Genomic DNA, 20,621 nt, shown 5'->3' with positions numbered 1-20,621 from the left:
CGCCGGAGGGCAAGAATGAAAAATAATGTATCACGCCGTGGCTTCATGAAGACGACCACGGGGCTTGCAGCAGTCGCGCTTGCAGCTCCGGTGCTTCTGAAGGGTAATCGTGTATTTGCAGGCGAAACGCTGGTCGTTCGCGATATGGGCGGCGCCTTCTACGAAGGTTTCAAGGTCGCCTTCTACGACACCTTTGCCGCTGAAACGGGTGTCACCATCCAGACCAACACCAACGAGCCGGATCCGATCCCGCAGTACAAGATGGCGATCGACACGGACACCAAGCTTTTCGACGTCGCGCTGATGACGCCGGAACATGTTCTGCGCATCCGCCAGCTTGGCGACCAGTATATGCTGCCGCTCAATATCGACGTTCCGAACAAGGCGGATTTCACGCCGAACACGTTCGAAAAGGATTTTGCCGGCGTCGCCATCTTCGCGCTCGCCATGGGCTACCGCAAGGACACGGTGAAGACCGTTCCGACCAGCTGGGCCGACTTCTGGAACACGAAGGATTTCAAGGGCCGCCGCGGTCTGTGGCGCAGCCCGGTCACCACGCTCGAAATGGCGCTGCTCGCCGATGGCGTGCCGCTCGACAAGCTCTATCCGCTCGATGTCGACCGCGCCTTCAGGAGCCTCGACAAGATCAAGAAGGACATCAACATCTGGTGGACGTCCGGCGCTCATGCCACGCAGCTCCTGAAGGATGGCGAGCTTGACATGATGTCGACCTGGTCGACCCGTGCGCAGGCCGCGATCAATGCGGGCGCGCCTGCCGGCATCGTCTGGAACGGCGGCCTCTTCAACATCGACGGCTGGACGATTGCCGGCAACACCAAGAAGGCCGATCTTTCCCGCAAGTTCATCGAATGGTGCCTCGATGCCAAGCGCCAGGCCGCCTATACGGACATCCTCGCCTGCGGCCCGACCAACATGAAGGCCTATGAGCATCTGAGCGCTGAAAAGGCTACCCTCCTTCCGACCGCTCCGGCCAACATCAAGGGCCTGACCGTTCTCAACGCCGCCTACTGGGCCGAGCATCAGGACGAGTTGACCCAGCGCTTCGAGCAGTGGATCCTGAGCTGATCGCAGCTGGAAACTCCGCCTGAGCATCAGGTCCCGCCTTCGGGCGGGCCTTCCTAACTGACTATGGATGGCCCGGATTCGCGCGATGCGGAACGGGCCATTTCAACAAACGGGACGACTATGGCTGAACCTTCCGCCACCAGCACATTCTCGCGACAGCGCCTCAGACTGGACAGCCTCTGGCTTTCGGCGCCGGGGCTTGCCTACATGGCGCTGCTGCTGATCCTTCCAGCCGGCGCCCTGATCTGGCAGTCTTTCGTCAATCCGAAGACAGGCAGTTTCGATCCGAGCGTCTATCAGCAGATGTTTTCGGCCGGCGTTTATGTGAAGGTTCTGCTCAATACGTTCGCCATCTCGGCGCAGGTCACCATCGTATGCTTGCTCGTCGGTTATCCGATCGCGGTTTGGCTCGCCGGCATGCCGGAGCGCCGCCGGCGCATGGCCATGTGGCTGGTGCTGCTGCCGTTCTGGGTGAGCCCGCTTCTGAAGAATTTCGCCTGGATCGTGCTTCTGGCGCGCAAGGGTATCGTCGCGCAGATGCTGACCGGCATGGGGTTCGATACCGAACTGAACCTGCTTTACGGCCGCGGCGCGGTCGTTTTCGGCATGGCACATGCCATGTTGCCGGTCGCGATCCTGACCATGCTGCCGACCATGCTGGCAATCGACAGCCGCCTGATGCCGGCTGCGATGACCATGGGTGCGAGCCGCGGCCAGTCCTTCTGGCGCATTTTCGTGCCGCTCTCCATGCCTGGCGTTGCGGCCGCCGGCCTGCTGATCTTCGTCATGGGCCTCGGCTTCTTCATCACGCCGGCCCTGCTCGGTTCGCCGAACGAGACCGTCATCGGCCAGATGATGATCACGCAGGTGCAGAAACTGTTCAACCTGCGGCTGGCAGGCGCGCTTGCTGCGCTTCTGCTTGCCGTGACGCTGATTACCATCGCGGTTTATGACCGCCTGTTCGGCATGTCCGCTGTTTCGGGCAATGGTTCCGTCACCCGGCGTGGCGGCATTATCGGCGCCATCGGCGGCTTCATCATCGAGATCTGCGCGATGCTGACCGATATGGTTGCCCGCATCCTGCCGGTAAAGCTCGGGCGCGGCGCTTTCACCATTTTCGTCTGGTTGGTCATCGCCATCCTCATCGTGCCGGTTCTGGCCTTTCCGCCGATGGCATTTTCGGGTTCGACCTTCCTCGAATTCCCGCCGAAGAGCTTTTCGATGCGCTGGTTCCAGACCTATCTCTCCTCGGATCAGTGGATGGGCGCCACGACCCGCTCGGCCGTGATCGCCATCATTACCGGCGCGCTCGCGACCGTGATCTCCGGCATGGCGGCCTATGGTCTTGCGCGGACGCAGCGCAAGGCGGGCGGCCTGATCTTCCTGTCCTTCATGCTGCCAATGGTCGTGCCGAACATCGTCATCGGCGTGTCGCTCTTCTACGTGCTGGCGAAGGTCGGACTGATTGCCACCGATACCGGCATTCTGCTCGGACACACGCTGTCCGCCATGCCGGTGGTCTTCGTCATCCTTCTCACGACGTTTCGCAGTGTCGACTGGCGTCTGCTGCAGGCTGCAGCCACGCTCGGCGCCAGCCGCTGGCAGCAGATCCGCCTCGTCCTTTTGCCGCTGGTCAAGGGTGGTGCGGTTGCCGCCTTCCTGTTCGGGCTGCTGCACTCGTTCGAAGAACTGACGATCGCCCTTTTTGTCGGCGCAGGTGTCAAACAGACCCTGCCCAAACAGATGTGGGACGACATCATCCTGAGCATTTCTCCGACCCTGGCTGCGGCCTCGGTCTTCATCGTGGTGGTGGTGACGGTGCTTTTCGTCATCGCCGAAAAGGCAAGGCCGCGCTGAGATGCGCGTGCCGGCCGATCCCATCAAGACCAAAGGAACTTCTTTCGCCATGCCAGCCGCCTCCAACAATGCGCCGGAAATAAAGCTTCAGGTTCAGGGCCTCGCGAAGCTTTATGGCCAGACCATCGCGCTCGACCACGTTGATCTCGACGTGCGCAAGGGTGAGCTTCTGACGCTTCTCGGACCGTCCGGCTCCGGCAAGACCACGCTTCTGCAGCTGATCTGCGGACTGCAGGAACCGACCTCGGGCACCGTGATCATCGATCACAAGGACCAAACGCATGCGCCGGTCAACAAACGTGATATCGGCGTCGTCTTTCAGAACTACGCGCTCTTCCCGCATATGACCGTGGCCGAGAATGTCGGTTTTGCCCTGAAGATGCGCAGCCTGCCGAAGGCCGAGATCAATGCCAAGGTCGCCAAGGCGCTGGAAACCGTCGGGCTTGCCCATGCTTCTGAGCGGTCTCCGTCGCAGCTCTCCGGCGGCCAGCAGCAGCGCGTCGCGCTTGCCCGCTGCCTTGTCTATGATCCGGCGATCATCCTGATGGACGAACCGCTCGGCGCGCTCGATGCCAAGCTGCGCGAAGTCATGCAGATCGAGATCAAGCGTATCCATCGCGAGACCGGCGCGACGATTATCTTCGTCACCCATGACCAGCAGGAGGCGCTGGCGCTGTCCGACCGGATCTGCCTGATGAACAATGGCAAGATCGCCCAGCTCGGCACGCCGCGCCAGATGTATGATGAACCCCAAAACCTGTTCGTCGCGGACTTCATCGGCGTGTCGTCGATTGTTCGAGGAATGGTGAAGGCTGGCGCACTGGATACCGCCATCGGTACGCTGCCGATCGCGGGCGAAGCACCAGCCGACGGCACCAAGGGTGCGCTCGTCATCCGTCCCGAGGCCATCAGGCTCGGCGAAGGTTTTTGCGAGGGCCGCGTGCGTGAAACCGTCTATGGCGGTTCGGAACTGCGCGTCATCATCGATGCCGGCAAACAGGAGATCATTGCCCGCGCACCGGCACAGGCCGGCGATATCGATGTCGGCTCGACTGTTCGTTTCGGCTGGGCGCCGGAAGCTGCCCGTTTCCTGGTTGATCAAGGCTGAACTGCGCGATGACCGCCATGCGTTTTATCTATGATTGCGATCCCGGCGCCGATGATGCGCTGGCCATGCTGCTTGCGCTCGGCCGGCGGGATGCACTGGACATGATTGCCGTGACCTGTGTTGCCGGCAATGTCGGCCTCGAGCCGGTCGTCAACAACGCGCGGCGCATTCTTGAGCTCACCGGTCGGCAGGATATTCCGGTTTATTCCGGTGCCGCGCGACCGATCATGGCTTCGCGCGGGCGGCTGTCCATCATGCATGGGGCCGACGGGCTAGCCGGCAGCACTCTGCCGGCGCCGACCATGCCTCTTTCGGCCGGCCATGCCGCCAACGAGATTTCCCGCATCGCCCGGGCGGAAGGCAAGCTGCATATCTGCGCGACCGGCCCGCTTACCAATCTGGGGCTCGCCTTGCTTCTCGATCCAGAGCTTCCGGATTTTATCAGCGCGCTCACCATCATGGGCGGCGCCGCCTTCTGCCCTGGAAACACGACGCCGCTGGCGGAGTTCAACTTTGCGGTCGATCCCCATGCCGCAGCGATCGTATTCGATAGCGGCATTCCGATCACCATGCTCGGCCTCGATGTGACGCGTCAGGCAACGGTGACCGAGGACATGATCCGGCAGGTGCAGGCAATCGATACGCCTGTTGCAAGGGAAGCGGCGCATCTGCTGATCAACTATGGCTCCAAGGACCCCTGCCTGCACGATCCTGCAGCCATTGCCTGGATGCTGAAGCCGGAAATTTTCAAGACGGTGCCGGCGCATGTATCCATCTACACCGATAGCGGGCCGGCCGCCGGACAGGTGATCGCGGCGGTCAGTGAGAGGCATCTCGCAGGACGCGCCCCGAACTGCTCCGTGGCGACGGACGTTGATGCGGATGCGTTCAGGCGCCTGTTCGTCAGCGCGCTCAGCTGAATGCTGCATCCACTTTCCGACGCTCGCCAATCCAACCGAGCGTCGGAAACTTTTCTGCCGGAGTCGGGAATCTGAGGTCGTGAATGTCGATATGCGGTCATGCTGACCGCTGACGTTCACGGGGCAGATATCGATGGTTGATACAGGACGCATTGCCGATCTTCTCAAGGCGAGAAAGCCGGGCTTTTCCCTCCCGCAGGAGTTCTACGTCGATGACGAGATGTTTGCCGCAGACATGCAGGCCGTTTTCGCAACGGACTGGCTGTTTGCCTGCAATGTCGCGGAGATCAAGCGTCCCGGCGACTACATCACGCTGGAGGTCGGTGGGGACTCGATCATCGTCCTGCGCAACCGCGACGGAGAGGTTAAAGCCTTCTTCAACACCTGCCGTCATCGCGGATCGCGGATCTGTCTGAACGAGTCCGGCCGGGTCAACCGGCTGGTCTGTCCCTATCATCAATGGGTCTACGAGCTCGACGGCAAGCTGATCAACGCGCGCCAGATGCCGGATGGTTTCGACAAGTCCGGCTACAGCCTGAAGCCGGCCGCCGTCGAGGTGATCTGTGGCATGGTCTATATCTCCCTGTCGGACAACCCGCCCTCGCTCGACCGGTACCGTGCCGCCGTCACTCCCTATATCGCGCCGCACCAGCCCGACCGCACCAAGGTCGCCTTCACATCGACGATCATCGAAGAAGCCAACTGGAAACTGGTGATCGAGAACAACCGGGAATGTTATCATTGCGCCGGAAACCATCCGGAATTGCTGGTCACCTTGGTTGAATTCGCCCTGCCGGACGACTCGGCGGCCACCAATGTCTTCAAGGGTCTGATGGACCGTTCGGTAGCGCGCTGGGATTCCTATGGGTTGCCGCACCAGCCGGCCGATGGTGGCATCGAGTTCCGCTGCATCCGTCTGCCGTTCAATGACGGTACCGTGTCATTCACCATGGATGGCAGCCCGGCCTCCAACAAGCTGCTGGGCGATTTCACCGAGCCCGATCTCGGTTCGGTGCGCATGTTCCGCGTGCCCAACAACTGGAACCATTTCCTTGCCGACCATATCATTCATTTTCGCGTCCTGCCGCTTTCGGCCAACCGCACGGAGGTGCGGACGACATGGCTGGTGCACGAAGATGCCGTCGAAGGTGTCGATTATGATGTCGAGCGGCTGACGGAGGTCTGGATTGCGACCAACGACCAGGATCGGATCCTGGCCGAAAACAATCACAAGGGCATCCGCTCCAAGGCCTATCGGCCCGGTCCGTTCGCGCCGTCGGAATTCATGCTCGCCAATTTCTCCGAATGGTATGCGGGCAAGCTTGATGACTTCGTCCGCCCGCCGTCACAGCGGCTGGTCGCTGCCGAATGAGCGGGGTGATTGAGATGGATATGCCGGAGGCTGGCGACAATGTTGCCGTCCGCACTTCCGAGAGCGCGAAGGAATTGCTTTTGACCTGCATCGGCGTCCGCGACGAGACGCCGACCATCAAGACGTTCTCGTTTCAGGCTGAAACGCCATTTGGGCACGAAGCTGGACAGGCTCTGACGCTTGTTCTCGATATCGACGGTGTGGATGCTTTCCGGACGTTTTCGATCTCGTCTCCGCCCGGCACCGATCGGTTCGAGATTACCATCAAGGCCCATAATTCAGCTGGCGCAACAGCGTGGATGCATCGCATGGTCGCCCCTGGCTCTTGCCTCAAGGCGCGTCCGCCGCGCGGCCATTTCACGCTGTCGAAGCGCAGGAGTGACCGCATCGCCTTCGTTTCCGCCGGTTCCGGTGCGACGCCGCTGATGGCAATGCTAGCTGAACTTGCGACACTCGCGCCGGATGCCGATGTCAGTTGGGTGCATGCGGCAAGGGATGCTTCCGAAATCCTGTTTGCGGAGCGGCTGGCCGAACTCCAGCGCGCAATGCCCAATCTTCAGGTCAGCATCGTCATCAGCCGCCCCGGCCCGGGATGGACCGGTTACCGCGGCCGCCTGTCGCGACGGATGATGTCGGTCATGGTTCCGGATCTTGCCCGCCGTGATGTTTTCTGCTGCGGGCCTTCCGCCTTCATGCAGGAAGTCCGGCTGATTCATGCCGCGGAAGGCGGCGACAAGGCGGGATTTCACTCCGAGACTTTTGGCGGTGTCGTTGCACCTGTGCTGGCGAAGCAGATTACGGAAGATGATACCGGGCTCGACGCGTCGGAATCGTTCACCCTGACGGTTGGCACCCGGACGCTCGATATCCGCAGCGACGAATCCGTGCTGCAGGCAAGCCTCCGTCAGGGTGTCATCATTCCCTGTGGCTGCGGGCAGGGCATGTGCGGTACCTGTCTGGTGAAGAAGCTGGGAGGTGAGGTGGAGACTTCCTATCAGGGCGGCATCACGCCGGAAGAGGAGAGCGAAGGTTATATCCTCGCCTGTTCCGCAAAGCCGCTCGGCAATCTCGCAATCAGCATCTGATCTATGAGGCGAGGAAACGTTCCAGCTCGGCCCTGATCAGGGCCGGGTCGGCATCGCGGATCGTCGGCAGGAGATCTCTTGCCTTAGCGGTATCGGCCGCTTCGATCCCCGCATAGATGATGGTCTCCTTGTCATCAGCCGAGACCAGTTCGCGCCCATAAGCATCGATTACCGTGGAACCGCCCCAGAAATCGAGCCCGTCGCGGGTACCGCAATGGTTTGTCATGACAACCGGCAGGCCGTAGGTCATGGCGGTATGGCGCAGGTTGATCGCCCAGTTTGCAGGATTGTCGAAATCTCCGCCTACGGCTGAACGGGCCGATGCGATCGGCTGGATGAGAAGGTCGGGGCGCTGCAGGGCTGCGAGCCACGGCAGAGCCGGGTTCCAGCTGTCGGCGCAGATCAGCGTCGCGGCCGTCAAGCCGCCGGAGAGCGCTGCGGTCTCCAATCTCTCGCCGGGACGATAGTGCAGCGTCTCTTGAAGATTGCCGTAGGTCGGGAGGTTCAGCTTGCGGTGAATGTGGACGATCCGCCCACCGGAAACCAGGGCCTGGGAATTGTAGCATCGGCCGTCCGCCCCGGATTCCACGAAGCCGAAGGAGACATCCAAGCCGTCTGCCGCCTGTGCGATCGTCCTTATTTCCTCGGCATCCGGCGCGCGTGCGAGAACCGCTGTATCGGGCACCGAGAGATAGTCGCAAAGAGAAAGTTCCGGAAAGACGACGAGATCCGCGCCGTTGCTGCGTGCTTCGCCGATCATGGCGAGATGTTTCGCAAGATTGCTGGCGATATCGCCCGGCAGGCATTCGATCTGGGCGCAGGCAACGGTCAGTTTCGACATCGGGCTCTCTTCAACGAATGACGCCGGCTTCTGAAGAAGCCGGCGCGTTTGTGATTTTGGTCAGGTCATCGCTCTCAGATCAATCCCTGTCCCTTGAGGAATTCGGAGGCCACTGCTTCGATCGACTTCTTGTCGACATCGACCGAGGCATTGAGCTTGGCCATGGTCGCATCGTCGAGCTTGGCAGAGACGCCGTTCAGGATTTCGGCAAGCTTCGGATTGGCGTCGAGCGTCGCCTTGCGGATAACGGGCGTCATGGCATAGGTCGGGAAATAACCCTTGTCGTCCTTCAGCACCACGAAGTTGAAGGCCGGAATGCGGCCGTCCGTTGCGAAGATCAGGCCGACATCGACCTGTGAATCCTTGAGCGCCTGATAGACGAGGCCGGTATCCATGCGAACAACGTTTTCGCGGCCGAAGCTGAAGCCGTAAGCATCTTCCAGCGGCTTGAGACCGTCCGGACGGGCATAAAATTCGGCATTGCTTCCGAATTTCAGCGCGTCGCCGCCCTTAACCTTCGCGGCCAGCTCAGACATGGTCGCAATGCCCTTGGCCTTGGCGTCGGCGGCGCGCATCGCAAAGCCGTAGGTATTGTTTGCCTTGGACGGGTTGAGCCAGACGAGGCCCTTGGCTGCGTCGAGTTCCTTCACCTTCGCGTATGTCTGGTCGGCATCCAGCTTGTCGGTCACCTTGTTGAAGGTGATCAGCGAGGTGCCCGTATACTCCCAGTAGACGTCGATCTGACCGCTTTCCTGCGCCTGGCGCAGCGGCGCCGTGCCAAGGCCTGCCCGCTTGTCGACGGTGAAGCCCTTGGCTGTCAGCAGCTGGCTGGTGATCTCGGCCATGAGCTGTTGCTCGGTATAATTCTTGCCGCCGACCACGACGGTTGCGGCTTCGGCTGCCGTGCTGATGCCGATTGCGGTCAGCATGCCGGCCAGGGCGAGTTTCAGAAAGCGGTAGGACATGCGCATTCTCCTCTGTTGGTTATTTTGGTTTATCGCAAGGGATTGATGCCGCGCGGCACGAGCCAGAACTGGACCTGGCTTGCCGCGATGTCGACGAGGATCGCCAGCAGGGCCGTGGGGATGGCGCCGGCAAGCAGCATTCCGGTATCCATCAGGTCTATGCCGGTGAAGATCAGTTCGCCGAGACCGCCGCCGCCGATCAGGAAGGCCAGCGGAACGGTGCCGATATTGATGGCCAGCGCCGTCCGGATGCCGGCAAGGATGACGAACATGGCGTTCGGCAGCTCGACCTTCATCAGGATCTGACCATTGGTCATGCCCATGCCGCGGGCGGCCTCGATCAGCGCCGGCGGAATGCTGCGCAGGCCGGCAATGGTGTTGAGCATGATCGGCAGGATGGTGAGAACCGTCAGGCCGAACAGGGCCGGAGGTGAGCCGAGGCCGAGAACGGTCATTGCCAGTGCCAGGATTGCCAGCGTCGGAATCGTGGTGCCGAGATTGACGATCTGGGCAATGATCGGGCCCATGAAGCCGAGCTTGCCGCGTGCCAGGAGAACACCCAGCGGAATGCCGATGACGATCGCCATCGCGCCAGAAATGGCCGTCAGCTCCAGATGCTGGATCGAGAGATAACGGATATCACCCCAATACTCCGCGACCGATGCCGTCAGGCCGCTCGAGTGCGCAAGGATACCAAGTGCGAATATGGCAACCATCGATAGCCATCGACAGAGCCGTGAAATCATCGCCCAGGCTGGCTTTCCCATCATCGCCATCCTCAGATATCCCGATAGGTCGCGCCGAGCAGATGGGTAATGCCCTGCTGGGTGATATAGCCCTTGTAGAAGCCGTCATCGTCGACACAGGGAAGCCATGACAGGTCATTGGTGAACATCATCGAGACCGCGTTGCGCAGATTGTCGTTGACGTTGATCATGCAGGGCAGCTTCTCGAACAGTTCCGAGATCGGTTCCGCCCGGCCTTCGGTCGTATCCCTGCGCACATAACCGCGAGCGCGTCCGCGCGGGCCGACCATGACGATGGAGGCGTGGTCGTGTTCCCGCATCAGCGCCGTCGCGAGCTCCGCGGGATCCTCGGCCCGCACGCGTGGTGGATCGGCTGTCATCGCATCACGCACCGAAATCAGACGCAGACGCTTCAGAGTACGGTCGGTACCAACGAAGTCGGCGACGAAACTATCGGCCGGATGCGCGAGCAGGTTGTCGGGCGTGTCATACTGGACGAGTTTGCCGGAGCGGAAGATGGCGACGTTGCTTGCCATTTTTACGGCTTCGTCGATGTCATGGCTGACAAAGATCACGGTCTTCTTCAGGGAGGCCTGAAGCTTCATGAACTCATCCTGGATGACTTCGCGGTTGATCGGATCGATCGCGCCGAAGGGCTCGTCCATCAGAAGAACGGGCGGATCGGCGGCCAGCGCACGGATGACGCCGACGCGCTGCTGCTGGCCACCGGACAATTCCTTGGGATAGCGTTTCGAGAAGATCGCCGGATCGAGATTGACCATTTCCAGGAGTTCGGCGGCGCGGCGGCGCGAGGCCTTGCGGTCCTTGCCCAGCAGATCCGGTACGATACAGATATTGTCTTCGATGGTCTTATTCGGGAACAGGCCGATCTGCTGGATCACGTAACCGATCGAGCGCCGCAGCTCGACGACATCGACGGAAGATGTGTCGCGCCCGTCGATGAAGACCTTGCCCGAGCTCGGCTCGATCAACCGGTTGATCATTTTCATCGTCGTGGTCTTGCCGCAGCCGGAAGGCCCGAGCAGCACACAAACTTCGCCCTCTGCCACTTCCATGCTGACACCGTCGACTGCGATGGAGCTGGCGAAATGTTTGCTGAGATTTTCCAGTCGGATCATGTGCGCTCTCTTTGCTGTCAGTTGCCGCGCATGCCGGGCGAGGTAAGCCGACGTTGCAGAAGGAGGAGAAGAAGGTCTGCCACGATGGCGAGAACACTGACGGCGACCGCGCCGGTAATCAGCTGGCGGGGATCGGTCTGGGATATGCCGCGGGAAATGAACGTCCCGAGCCCGCCGGCGCCGATATAGGTGGCGATGGCGCCGATTGCGATCGTCAGCACAACGGCATTGCGCACGCCGTTGAGGATGACGGGCAGGGCGATCGGCAGTTCCACTTCGCGCAGACGCTGCAGCGGGGTCATGCCCATGCCACGGGCCGCTTCCCGAAGCGCCGGATCGATGTTCATGATCGCGGTATAGGTGTTTCGGATGATCGGCAGCTGCGAATAGAAGATCAGCGCGATCACGGCCGGCAGATAGCCGATGCCATGGCCGAGCGGCGAGAGAATGGGGATCAGCACGCCGAAAAAGGCGATCGACGGGATCGTCATGATGATCGCTGCGCCATAAAGCACGCGATCGGCAACGGCCTTGTTCTGGGTGATGGCGATGCCGATCGGCACGCCCGTCAATATCGCGACGAGCACGGCGACGCCGACCAGCGAGATATGCTCCCAAGTGCGCGCCATGATTTGCGGCATGTTGGTCAATGCAAAGTGAATAACATCCATCGCTTTGGCCCGCTGCTCCCTTTCTGGCTATTGATGCACGGCAAGTGCCGGGTCGAAGACGGGATTTCCGACGCCTGCGGCAAGAAATCCGACATCTATGCTGCGCCGCTGCTGTTCTCGTAAGCAATTCTTCGTGTTGCACGAAATACGCCTTTTCGACGCGGGATGTCGGATTTCTGGTGTCGGCGGTCGATTTGTCGATGGCCGCGGGTTCGTGGCGCTGGGAAGATCGGCTTTTCCAATTCCATGGCAGAAGCAGATGTCACTCATCGATTTCACCCACAAACTCACATTTGAGACTTTACCGGAAGACGTCATTCGGCAGGCCCGCCGCTGCCTTATCGATCTGGTTGGCGTCGCGGCAAGTGGCCTGCGCACGCAGATGAGCGGTATCGTCATGAACCACGTTGCCCGCCATTTCTGTGCACCGGCGAACGAGGGCGCGCGCATGATGTTCGACGGCCGGCGCGTCTCGGCCGTCGGTGCGGCTTATGCCGGCGCGACGATGATCGATTCCTTCGATGCCCATGACGGACATGTGCTGACCAAGGGCCATGCCGGGGTCGCCATCCTGCCGGCGCTCCTTGCTTACTGGGATGCGGAAAACCTCAAGCTCGATATCGAGGAAGTCCTGACATGCATCGTTCTCGGTTATGAGATCGCGACGCGTGCCGGTATCGCCCTGCATGCCAGCGCCTGCGACTACCACACTTCCGGCGCCTGGAATGCGCTTGCCTGCGCTGCGCTCGGAGCCCGGCTGCTGAAGCTCTCGCCGGCACAGACGCGCGAGGCGATCGGCATTGCCGAATATCATGGGCCGCGCAGCCAGATGATGCGCTGTATCGAATGGCCGACAATGGTGAAGGATGGCTCGGCCTGGGGTGCGCTCTCGGGTGTCTCGGCCGCCTATCTCGCTATGGATGGTTTCACCGGCGCCCCGGCCATCACGGCTGAAGGGCCGGAACTGGCGGAGATCTGGGCCGATCTTGGGACGCGCTGGTATATTCTGGAACAGTATTTTAAGCCCTATCCGGTCTGCCGCTGGGCGCAGCCGGCCATCCGCGCCACACGCCTGCTGATGGACGAAAACGGTCTGTCTGGTGACGATGTTGTCGATGTCGAGGTAAAAACCTTCGCTCAGGCGGTCGCGCTTCATAGCGCGGCGCCGGCAACGACCGAGGAGGCGCAATATAGTCTTCCCTTCCCGCTTGCCGCCATGATCCGGAAGGGGAAAATTGGTGCCGACGAAATCACCGGACCGGGGTTGAGCGATCCTGCTGTCCTTGAACTGTCGAGGCGCATCCGGCTTGTCGCGGATCCGGCCATTTGCGCGCGTTTCCCGGCCGAGCGTTTTGCGATCGTCAGCCTGACGACAAGGGATGGCAGCACCTTCACGTCGGGCATGACTGAGGCCCATGGCGGTCCGGCAAATCCGCTGAGCGACGCCGAGATCGATACGAAATTCGACGAACTGGCAGGCATGCTCCGGGCTTCCCGAAGGCACTCGGTGCGGCAGGCCATCCATGATGTCTCGACAGGTTCGTCGGGCCTTGCCGATCTCATTCTGACTGCGTGATGGAGCCCAGATGATGCACGATCCGAGATCCGTTTCGGGCAAGACGCTCGATATTTCCGGGCATTGCAGTCTTCTCGTCATCGGTGCGGGCCCGGCGGGGCTTGCTGCGGCGATCGAGGCTGCGAGCCAAGGGGTAAGCGTCACGCTTGTTGACGAAAATCCGGTGCCGTTCGAGACGATGTCGGAGAGCGTGCCGCTTTTCTACGGCCAACGGATGAGCGGTACGGTGCGCAATCGCAATGCCATGATGGAGCAGATGCTGGAAAGCCGGCCGGATCTCGTCACGGCTTTCGAACTCGGTATCGACGTGCGTCTCGGCACGGCCTGCTGGGGACTTTTCCTCAACAGCGAGAATATGCGCTGGATGGATCGTCCCGTTGCCGGTCTCGCCGATGAGGAAAATGGCAGCAGCCTCGTCACCTTCGATCGCGCGATCGTTGCGACCGGTCGTCGCGACATGGGGCTCGCCTTTCCCGGCTGGGACCAGCCCGGCGTCATGGGCGCAGCAGCCGCGATCGCGCTTGCGGGACAATATAAGGCGCTCGACGGACGCCGTGCCGTCATCCTTGGCTCGACGGCCGATGCGATGATCGCCGCGCTTGATCTTGCCGCATCCGGTGTCGAAATTGCCTGCCTGATCGAGCAGGCGGATGTGCCGGTTGGCCCCGCGGATCTTCTGGCACGCCTGTCTGCCCAAGGTGTCGAGGTCAAATGCAATAACTGCGTCCAAAGCGTCGTTCCCGGCCGGGATGGTGTCGAAGGCGTGGTAATCGATGGTGGGCATCTTGATTGCGATCTCGTCGTGATCGGCGTCGGCGCCGTGCCGATGATCGATCTTCTTGCCGCTGCCGGTTGTCGCGTGTCCTATGACAATGCCCGGGGCGGCTTCGTGCCGGATCTCGACGAACAGCTTTGCAGCTCCTTCCCGCAGCTTCAGGTCGTCGGCGATTGCGCCGGGATCTGGGCCGGAAAAAGCATGGATCCGGCAATTGCCGAGACGGAAGGTCGGTTTGCCGCCCGCTATGCGGCGCAGATGCTCGGATCGACCGTCGAGCCCGCTGAAAACACGTTTGCCGCGCCATCGCCGCCGCCCGAACATGCCTTTGATATCGGCGCCTATCGAAAGGCCTGGGTGCAGAGAAGCGTTCTCGATGCGGAAACCGAGCCGCATGTCTGTCAGTGCGAGGAAGTGAGTGCGCGTGAAATTCTCGAAGTCCGGCCGCCGCGTTATCTTGAGTGGCAGGCTTCCGACAACAAGGCGCGCACCCTGCCTGATCTGCTCGGAGAAGCCCCGCCCGACCCGGACCAGATCAAGCGCCTGACCCGTGCGGGCATGGGGCCGTGCCAGGGCCGACGGTGTCGCGAGCAGATCCAGGCCTTGCTGGCCCTGAAAAGCGAGCTGCCGCTCTCAGCCATCCCGCTTGCCGGCTATCGCGCTCCGGTTCGGCCCATGCCGCTGAAAACGGCAGCGCCGGCAATCGAGGATGCCGCCATCGCCGCCCAATGGGACAGCTGGTTCGGCATGCCGCGCCAATGGACCCCGTTCTGGGACGTCGAAGATTTTTATACAGTTTCCAGCCTTGATACGGAAAAGCCGCATGTCAGCGAATAATCCCGAAATCGCAAAGGGTGCGTCGGTCGTTATCGTCGGCGGCGGTGTTACCGGTCTCAGTGCCGCTTTCTGGCTGGCGCAGGCAGGTGTCGATGTCATCGTTATAGAAAAGGGCATCGTCGGCTGGGAGGCTTCCGGCCGCAATGGCGGCGGCTGTTCCCATCACCACAGCCCGCTTTTTGCCGAGGAGCAGCGCCTCTGGCCACTCATGGACGAGCTGCTGGGTTATCCGACCGAGTTTCGTCCCGACCGGATCCGCATCGCGCTCAATGAAAAGCAGCTGACGCTTTACAGTCGCGCCGTTGCCAATGCCCGGGGGCAGGGGTTCCAGGTGGATGAACTCGACCCTCAGCAGGTTCGCGAACTCGTCCCGCTGGCGGGTGACAATGTTTATGCCGGGCATTATTACCGCTTTGGTGGTCACGCCAATCCGCACCGTACGGTTCAGGCCTATGCCTGGGCCGTGCAGAACCGTGGCGGGCGGGTGCTGCAGCACACGGTGGTCACCGGTTTTCGCCAGGAGGGCAGCAAGGTCGTGGCTGTCGAGACGGATCACGGCACGTTCGGCTGTGATCACCTCGTGCTCGCCGCCGGTCCGCAGACGGCACGGCTGAGCGCAATGCTCGGCGTCGATATTCCGACGCGGGTGGCAAGAGCCGAGATGATCGTGACCGAGCCCTTGCCGCTCATGCCGATCGGCGGCATTGACGGCAACGGGCTTTATGGGCGCCAGACGCTGCGCGGAAATCTCGCTTATGGCGGCGGGCCGCATGAGTGGCTGGATGCCGAAGAGCTGCCGGGTGGTCAGCGGCCCTCCTCGCCGCTGATGCAGAGTATCGCAAAACGTGTCGCGGAACTCCTGCCGAAATCCGCCCATGCCAAGGTCATTCGCAGCTGGGCCGGGCTGATCGAGAACACGCCGGATGGGCGGCCCATTATCGACAGGGCGCCGACGCTCGACAATTGCACCGTGGCAACCCTGTCGGGGGTCGGCTTCGGCCTGTCGCCGGCGAGCGGGCGGGCCATCCAGCAGCTGGTCATGGACGGGGAATGCAGCTTTGCCGATATTTCCGGCTTCCGGCTTTCTAGGTTCCGCGACCTGGAGCCGGATTGGGATGCGCTTCAGGGCTGGCTGCCGTTGACGCTGGCATCCTGAAACATCCGAAGGAGGCTAAGGCAGGTTGCGAGCCGGAGAGAACCACGCCATGGTTGGCGGGCCATTTTCACAGACAGACCGCATGATGTTTTATCTCTCCGCCCGCGAACCGCTAATCTTCTGTTTCCTGATGGTCGACAATCTGTCGATGATGAGCCTGTCATCGGGGATCGAACCATTGAGATCCGCCAACAGGCTGCTTGGGCGCACGGTTTTTCAATGGCGCCTGTGCAGCATCAATGGTGAGCCGATCACCGCGTCGAACGGGATCGTGCTCGCGGCCCAGCCCATCGAAGCGGCGCTGGATGGTGCAAACGCGATCTTCATCTGTGGCGGCATGCGGATCGACCCGCAGAGCGAGCGTCCCTATCTGGCAGCGCTGCGGCTTGCGGCCCGCCGTGGCCTTGCGATCGGCTCGCTTTCGACGGGCAGCCATTTTCTGGCGCGCGCCGGATTGCTTGATGGATATCGCTGTACCATCCACTGGGAAAACAGCGCAGCTTTCGCGGAAGATTTTCCGAATGTCCTTCCGACCGGCAAGATCTACGAGATCGACAGGAACCGCATGACCTGTTCAGGCGGCACGGCGGCGATGGACATGATGCTGCGGATCATATCCGACCGATTTGGCGCGGATCTTGCGAAGGGCGTGGCCAACCAGTTTCACCATGAGCGTATACGCGATGCCGGAGAAGAGCAGCAGGGCGGGCGCCAGCAACAGGTGGATGCGCTTCCCGTCGTGCTCCAAAAGGCCGTCAGCCTGATGCAGAGAAACCTTGAGAACCCGAAAAGCGTCGAGGAAGTCGGCGCTGAGGTGAAACTCAGCTCCCGCCAGCTAGAAAGATTGTTCAGTCGCCATCTCGGGATGACGCCTGCCCGGTATTATCTATCGCTTCGGATCGATCGGGCTCGAGAATTGCTGCTCTATACGGAGCAGCCGGTCATAGATATCGCCGTTGCTGTCGGCTTTGCATCAACGTCGCATTTTTCCAACTGGTTTCAGCGTTTTCACGGGCAACGCCCGTCGGAAATGCGTGAGAAGGCAAGGGCGGATCGGCGAAACGGTCGCACGATCGCTTGAGTATGCCTTCGCTTTCATCCGAAAGGCGAGGGGCGCGTATTACTCAGATCGGCGCCGGAAAGCTGAACTGGCCGCTCGCATAAACGAGAGCCCGCGTTGTGCCTTCCTTGACGATCGCTTCCACCCGGCCGACGAGGACTGCGTGAGTGGGGGAATCGTATTCGCATTCCAGCCTGCAGTCGAAGACGCTGAGGGCGTCGGTAAGTACCGGCGCACCAGTCGCCAGCGTCGTCCAGGCGCCATGGTTGAAGCGGTCGGAGCCATAGATCTTCGTCATTCCGGCAAAGCACTGGGCGAGTTCCGCCTGACCTTCGGCAAGGAAATTGGCCGAAAAGCAGCCATTCTCGCGCAGATGCGGCAGGATGGCGCTGTTGCGGTTGACGCAGGCGAGGATCATCGGTGGCTGGTCGCTGAGCGAGCAGACGGCGGATGCCGTCATGCCATGGCGTATCTCGGCATTGCCGGTGGCGATGATCGTCACCGGCGTCGCCACCTTTTTCATCGCGGCCCTGAAAATCTGGGCGTCGATGGGCGGTGCATCCATTTGCTCGGCGATCTTGATCGTGTCCTGTATCATCATGCACCTGCCTTTTGACGCTAGTTTCGGGATGGGTGGAGAAGGCTTGCGCCTGCTATTTTGCGGTCGGTGTCGCCGCGTCGCCGCCGTTCAGCCATTTCAGGATGGCGACCAGATGCTCGCGTGTTGCCTGTTCCGCTTCGGCCGCGCGGCGGCCGCGGATCGCATCGACGATCATTTCATGGTGCCGCCAGCCGGTCTCGTTGGTATAGGCGGGCAGGCGGGTGCGGATCGTCTCGTCCCAGGTCAGGTCCATCACCTGCTCCAGCAGATAGGCTGCCAGGATATTGTGGCTGGCAACCGCGATAGCGCGGTGGAAAAGGTTGTCCTTGCCGCGATCGAACACGGTCGGTTCGGCCAACGCATGAGCGGCGACGATATCGTCGATCTCGGTCGGCGTGCCGCGGATCGCGGCCAGCCGGGCGATTTCCGGCTCCAGGAGAAGGCGGACTTCCCAAAGTTCGGCCGGGCTCGTGCGGCTCGCGATATTGGCGCGGGTAGCGATCGCCTGTTTTGCATTGCGGGATTTGCCATTGGACGGCCGGGTGGAGCGGGACCGGCCTTCCGGAATCTTGTTTTCGCCGCGCAGGCTGGACAGCGCCTTGCGCAAAAGATGGCGGCTGACGCCGATCTGTTCGGCAAGCTGCCGTTCGGGCGGAAATTCACCGCCGTCGGCAAGGCCTAAAATGGCTTGGGTAACTTCCTCTATGGAACTGGGCGGGTTTTTCACATCGATGCCTGCGTTCATGGTGCTCCTCCAGATTTTTCGGCTGGAACGCCTCGGATATCGTCTCCGGCTTCCACCCGAAAAACTGTGCCTGTTATCCGGCCGCTGCATTGGCGGCCGTTCTGGTTTGTTATGCGCTCCAATGTATATGGTTGAAGCAACCAGATGTCCAGACCGGATCTTGGTTGCGATCTTGGTTGCGAACCAATTTATATTGGTTGCGCCTATAAAATGATCACTTCTTTGGTTGCTCAAATTTTTTTCACAGAAAAATTATTCAGAAATATCATTACAAAACAACATATTATCAGTCGATAGACTATCGTAATTTATGCTGCGGATGCGAAAAACAGGAAAAAAACCGAAAAGTTTCGCTTGCCAGCCGCTCAACCAAAGTCTAGCTTTCGATAAAGGTTATGTGACGGTTGCGCATTTGGTTGCGTTGTCCGATTGCAGCAACCAAGTGCGACCAAATTCATCCCTGGAAATAGATCCAGCGCGAATGCTGCGAATACAGCCCGACGCTTTTGCCCGATCCGGACACCCGGCTCGGCCAGGAAACCTGTGCGCCCATCCTGCCCGCATGACCCTGCGGCGGGATCCGGAAGAAGACGGAAGTCAGATATGAACACGATGACGACAATCATTCCCAAACACGCGCTGAAGACCGGCGAGGAATTCAAGGCCTCGCTCGATGACGGCCGTCAGCTCTGGGTGAACGGCGCCAAGGTCGCCAAGGTGATGGACGAGCCGGCGTTGGCCGCCGGCGTCGAGCTGATGGCGTCGATGTTCGACGATCAGTTCACCGAGGAATATGCCGAGGCGACCACGGTTCTCGACAAGAAGTCAGGCCTCGTCACCGGTCGTTCCTGGCAGGTGCCGGAAACGAAGGAAGAGATGATCGGCCGGCGGATGATGATGGAATACACATCCCGCAAGACGGTCGGCACCTTCGGCCGCCCGCCGGATCTCGGCCCCACGCTTGCCGTCGGCATCCTGGCGCATCTGCATCTGTTCAAGGATTTCAAGTCGGCCTTTCCGGAATGCCAGCCGGATTTCGTCGAAAACGTCCAGCGTTACGTCGAATTCGGCCGGATGAACTCGATCACCTGCGCTGAAAGCCTGACCGGCCCGCAGAACGACCGTTCCTCGCCGCTCGCCCAGGCCGCCTCGCTGCTGCGCGTCAAGCGCGTTGAAAAGGACGGCGTCTATATTTCCGGCGCCAAGTCGGTCGGTTCGATCGCGGCGCAGACCAACGAGATCTTCTTCTCCAACCTTGCCTATCCCGGCACGCCGGCGGAAGCCGCGATCTGGGGCGCGGTGCCGATCAATTCCGACGGCATCAAGCTCGTCAGCCGCGAAATGCTCTCCAATCCGGGCGCCGATCCGTTCGATCATCCGCTTGGCTACAAGGGGGAGGAAGCCGACCAGCTCGTCATCTTCAAGGATGTCTTCGTTCCGAAGGACCGTATCTTCAACCTCGGCAACGAACACGTCTCGGCAATTTCCGGCAAGGCGACGCTGTTTGCCCATTACCACGTGCTGACCCGCCTCAAGGTGAAGTCGGAAGTCTTCGTCGCCTGCGCGAAAATGGTGACGGAAGTGCTCGGCACCGGCCAGATCCCCGGCGTCCGCGCCATGCTGGCCGAGATCATCGAATATAACCGTACGCTCGAAGCCTTCATCCTCGCGGCCGAGGCCAATGCCGAGATCAACGAGAGCGGCGTCATGTGCCCGGACGTGATGATGATCACCACCGGCCGCCTCTACGCCATCCGCAACTATCCGCACATCATCCATGTCCTGCAGGAAATGTGCGGTCAGGGCCTCGTCATGCGCTTCGGCAAGGCCGCCTTCGAAAATCCCGACATTGGCCCGGATCTTGCAGAGCTCCTGCCAGGCAAGGGTGTGACCGGCATGCAGAAGGAGAAGCTGATGAACTTCATCTGGGATCTGACCTGCTCGTCGCTCGCCGGCCGCGTGGCGCTGTTCGAGAACGTCAATGCCAGCCCGGCGCCCCGCATGCGCGAACGCCTCGTCGCCGAATTCGATACCTCCGCCATGGTCGCGGATCTGAAGAAGATTGCCGAGCTCGACTAAGG

General features: G+C 61.0%; 18 protein-coding genes. 11 read left to right on the top strand and 7 right to left on the bottom strand.

From position 1 onward, the window contains the following. The first annotated feature begins 15 nt into the window (after positions 1 to 15). The 6 genes from FHW37_RS02905 (at position 16) to FHW37_RS02880 (ending at position 7,428) form a co-directional block, all read left to right on the top strand. Positions 16 to 1,086, top strand: a complete 1,071-nt coding sequence (locus FHW37_RS02905) for an ABC transporter substrate-binding protein (RefSeq protein ID WP_145632216.1) — start codon at positions 16 to 18, stop codon at positions 1,084 to 1,086. 120 nt (positions 1,087 to 1,206) lie between these two features. Next, a complete protein-coding gene (locus FHW37_RS02900; protein ID WP_145632213.1) occupies positions 1,207 to 2,943 on the top strand; it encodes an ABC transporter permease subunit in 1,737 nt (578 codons plus the stop codon). A gap of 1 nt (position 2,944) precedes the next feature. Then, the gene (locus FHW37_RS02895; protein WP_145632211.1) at positions 2,945 to 4,051 is read left to right on the top strand and encodes an ABC transporter ATP-binding protein; all 1,107 of its coding nucleotides are present in this window, start codon (positions 2,945 to 2,947) and stop codon (positions 4,049 to 4,051) included. A 17-nt stretch (positions 4,052 to 4,068) separates the two neighbouring features. Continuing rightward, the gene (locus tag FHW37_RS02890; protein WP_186458119.1) at positions 4,069 to 4,971 is read left to right on the top strand and encodes a nucleoside hydrolase; all 903 of its coding nucleotides are present in this window, start codon (positions 4,069 to 4,071) and stop codon (positions 4,969 to 4,971) included. Positions 4,972 to 5,104: 133 nt separating this feature from the next. Beyond that, complete coding sequence (locus FHW37_RS02885; protein WP_145632205.1) at positions 5,105 to 6,343, top strand: aromatic ring-hydroxylating oxygenase subunit alpha; 1,239 nt, start codon at positions 5,105 to 5,107, stop codon at positions 6,341 to 6,343. 14 nt (positions 6,344 to 6,357) lie between these two features. After that, complete coding sequence (locus FHW37_RS02880) at positions 6,358 to 7,428, top strand: flavin reductase family protein (protein ID WP_210249260.1); 1,071 nt, start codon at positions 6,358 to 6,360, stop codon at positions 7,426 to 7,428. A 1-nt stretch (position 7,429) separates the two neighbouring features. On the opposite strand, the gene FHW37_RS02875 is transcribed toward FHW37_RS02880, so the two are convergent. The 5 genes from FHW37_RS02875 to FHW37_RS02855 form a co-directional block, all read right to left on the bottom strand. After that, positions 7,430 to 8,269, bottom strand: a complete 840-nt coding sequence (locus FHW37_RS02875; protein WP_145632202.1) for a nitrilase-related carbon-nitrogen hydrolase — start codon at positions 8,267 to 8,269, stop codon at positions 7,430 to 7,432. A gap of 74 nt (positions 8,270 to 8,343) precedes the next feature. Next, complete coding sequence (locus FHW37_RS02870; protein WP_145632199.1) at positions 8,344 to 9,234, bottom strand: glycine betaine ABC transporter substrate-binding protein; 891 nt, start codon at positions 9,232 to 9,234, stop codon at positions 8,344 to 8,346. Between the two features lie 29 nt (positions 9,235 to 9,263). Further along, positions 9,264 to 9,950 carry an ABC transporter permease gene (locus tag FHW37_RS02865; protein ID WP_246690645.1) on the bottom strand — a complete coding sequence of 229 codons (687 nt, stop codon included), beginning with the start codon at positions 9,948 to 9,950 and terminating at the stop codon, positions 9,264 to 9,266. Positions 9,951 to 10,012: 62 nt separating this feature from the next. After that, a complete protein-coding gene (locus FHW37_RS02860) occupies positions 10,013 to 11,119 on the bottom strand; it encodes an ABC transporter ATP-binding protein (RefSeq protein WP_145632196.1) in 1,107 nt (368 codons plus the stop codon). A gap of 17 nt (positions 11,120 to 11,136) precedes the next feature. After that, a complete protein-coding gene (locus FHW37_RS02855; protein WP_145632193.1) occupies positions 11,137 to 11,790 on the bottom strand; it encodes an ABC transporter permease in 654 nt (217 codons plus the stop codon). A gap of 259 nt (positions 11,791 to 12,049) precedes the next feature. Between FHW37_RS02855 and FHW37_RS02850 the strand changes: the two genes are divergently transcribed. From FHW37_RS02850 to FHW37_RS02835, 4 genes are all read left to right on the top strand, one after another. After that, entirely contained in the window at positions 12,050 to 13,366 is a 1,317-nt protein-coding gene (locus FHW37_RS02850; protein WP_145632190.1) for an MmgE/PrpD family protein, read from the top strand. A gap of 10 nt (positions 13,367 to 13,376) precedes the next feature. After that, the gene (locus FHW37_RS02845) at positions 13,377 to 14,978 is read left to right on the top strand and encodes an NAD(P)/FAD-dependent oxidoreductase (protein ID WP_145632187.1); all 1,602 of its coding nucleotides are present in this window, start codon (positions 13,377 to 13,379) and stop codon (positions 14,976 to 14,978) included. Further along, positions 14,965 to 16,134 (top strand): NAD(P)/FAD-dependent oxidoreductase, encoded by a 1,170-nt coding sequence (locus FHW37_RS02840; RefSeq protein WP_145632185.1) that lies wholly within the window; start codon positions 14,965 to 14,967, stop codon positions 16,132 to 16,134. The genes FHW37_RS02845 and FHW37_RS02840 overlap by 14 nt, the downstream gene beginning before the upstream one ends. A gap of 82 nt (positions 16,135 to 16,216) precedes the next feature. Next, complete coding sequence (locus FHW37_RS02835) at positions 16,217 to 17,215, top strand: GlxA family transcriptional regulator (protein WP_246690644.1); 999 nt, start codon at positions 16,217 to 16,219, stop codon at positions 17,213 to 17,215. A gap of 43 nt (positions 17,216 to 17,258) precedes the next feature. Here FHW37_RS02835 and FHW37_RS02830 read toward each other — a convergent pair whose 3' ends face one another. Next, the gene (locus tag FHW37_RS02830; protein WP_145632183.1) at positions 17,259 to 17,795 is read right to left on the bottom strand and encodes a flavin reductase family protein; all 537 of its coding nucleotides are present in this window, start codon (positions 17,793 to 17,795) and stop codon (positions 17,259 to 17,261) included. 52 nt (positions 17,796 to 17,847) lie between these two features. Beyond that, a complete protein-coding gene (locus FHW37_RS02825; protein ID WP_186458118.1) occupies positions 17,848 to 18,540 on the bottom strand; it encodes a FadR/GntR family transcriptional regulator in 693 nt (230 codons plus the stop codon). A gap of 603 nt (positions 18,541 to 19,143) precedes the next feature. On the opposite strand from FHW37_RS02825, the gene FHW37_RS02820 reads away from it, so the two are divergent. Further along, positions 19,144 to 20,619 carry a 4-hydroxyphenylacetate 3-hydroxylase N-terminal domain-containing protein gene (locus tag FHW37_RS02820; protein WP_145632179.1) on the top strand — a complete coding sequence of 492 codons (1,476 nt, stop codon included), beginning with the start codon at positions 19,144 to 19,146 and terminating at the stop codon, positions 20,617 to 20,619. Positions 20,620 to 20,621 lie beyond the last annotated feature (2 nt).

The sequence above is a fragment of the Neorhizobium alkalisoli genome (genome assembly GCF_007829835.1).
Lineage (GTDB): Bacteria > Pseudomonadota > Alphaproteobacteria > Rhizobiales > Rhizobiaceae > Neorhizobium.
The sequence above is the reverse complement of the archived record's forward strand: the minus strand, read 5'-3'. Positions and strand labels throughout refer to the sequence as shown.

Excerpts from the sequence above, each read along its gene's own strand:
- FHW37_RS02905 (WP_145632216.1), top strand. The coding sequence starts at position 16 with ATGAAAAATAATGTATCACGCCGTGGCTTCATGAAGACGACCACGGGG.
- FHW37_RS02870 (WP_145632199.1), bottom strand. The coding sequence starts at position 9,234 with ATGTCCTACCGCTTTCTGAAACTCGCCCTGGCCGGCATGCTGACCGCA.
- FHW37_RS02885 (WP_145632205.1), top strand. The coding sequence starts at position 5,105 with ATGGTTGATACAGGACGCATTGCCGATCTTCTCAAGGCGAGAAAGCCG.
- FHW37_RS02830 (WP_145632183.1), bottom strand. The coding sequence starts at position 17,795 with ATGATGATACAGGACACGATCAAGATCGCCGAGCAAATGGATGCACCG.
- FHW37_RS02825 (WP_186458118.1), bottom strand. The coding sequence starts at position 18,540 with ATGAACGCAGGCATCGATGTGAAAAACCCGCCCAGTTCCATAGAGGAA.
- FHW37_RS02900 (WP_145632213.1), top strand. The coding sequence starts at position 1,207 with ATGGCTGAACCTTCCGCCACCAGCACATTCTCGCGACAGCGCCTCAGA.
- FHW37_RS02850 (WP_145632190.1), top strand. The coding sequence starts at position 12,050 with ATGTCACTCATCGATTTCACCCACAAACTCACATTTGAGACTTTACCG.
- FHW37_RS02835 (WP_246690644.1), top strand. The coding sequence starts at position 16,217 with ATGATGTTTTATCTCTCCGCCCGCGAACCGCTAATCTTCTGTTTCCTG.
- FHW37_RS02865 (WP_246690645.1), bottom strand. The coding sequence starts at position 9,950 with ATGGTTGCCATATTCGCACTTGGTATCCTTGCGCACTCGAGCGGCCTG.
- FHW37_RS02895 (WP_145632211.1), top strand. The coding sequence starts at position 2,945 with ATGCGCGTGCCGGCCGATCCCATCAAGACCAAAGGAACTTCTTTCGCC.
- FHW37_RS02820 (WP_145632179.1), top strand. The coding sequence starts at position 19,144 with ATGAACACGATGACGACAATCATTCCCAAACACGCGCTGAAGACCGGC.
- FHW37_RS02840 (WP_145632185.1), top strand. The coding sequence starts at position 14,965 with ATGTCAGCGAATAATCCCGAAATCGCAAAGGGTGCGTCGGTCGTTATC.
- FHW37_RS02890 (WP_186458119.1), top strand. The coding sequence starts at position 4,069 with ATGCGTTTTATCTATGATTGCGATCCCGGCGCCGATGATGCGCTGGCC.
- FHW37_RS02855 (WP_145632193.1), bottom strand. The coding sequence starts at position 11,790 with ATGGATGTTATTCACTTTGCATTGACCAACATGCCGCAAATCATGGCG.
- FHW37_RS02875 (WP_145632202.1), bottom strand. The coding sequence starts at position 8,269 with ATGTCGAAACTGACCGTTGCCTGCGCCCAGATCGAATGCCTGCCGGGC.
- FHW37_RS02845 (WP_145632187.1), top strand. The coding sequence starts at position 13,377 with ATGATGCACGATCCGAGATCCGTTTCGGGCAAGACGCTCGATATTTCC.
- FHW37_RS02880 (WP_210249260.1), top strand. The coding sequence starts at position 6,358 with ATGGATATGCCGGAGGCTGGCGACAATGTTGCCGTCCGCACTTCCGAG.
- FHW37_RS02860 (WP_145632196.1), bottom strand. The coding sequence starts at position 11,119 with ATGATCCGACTGGAAAATCTCAGCAAACATTTCGCCAGCTCCATCGCA.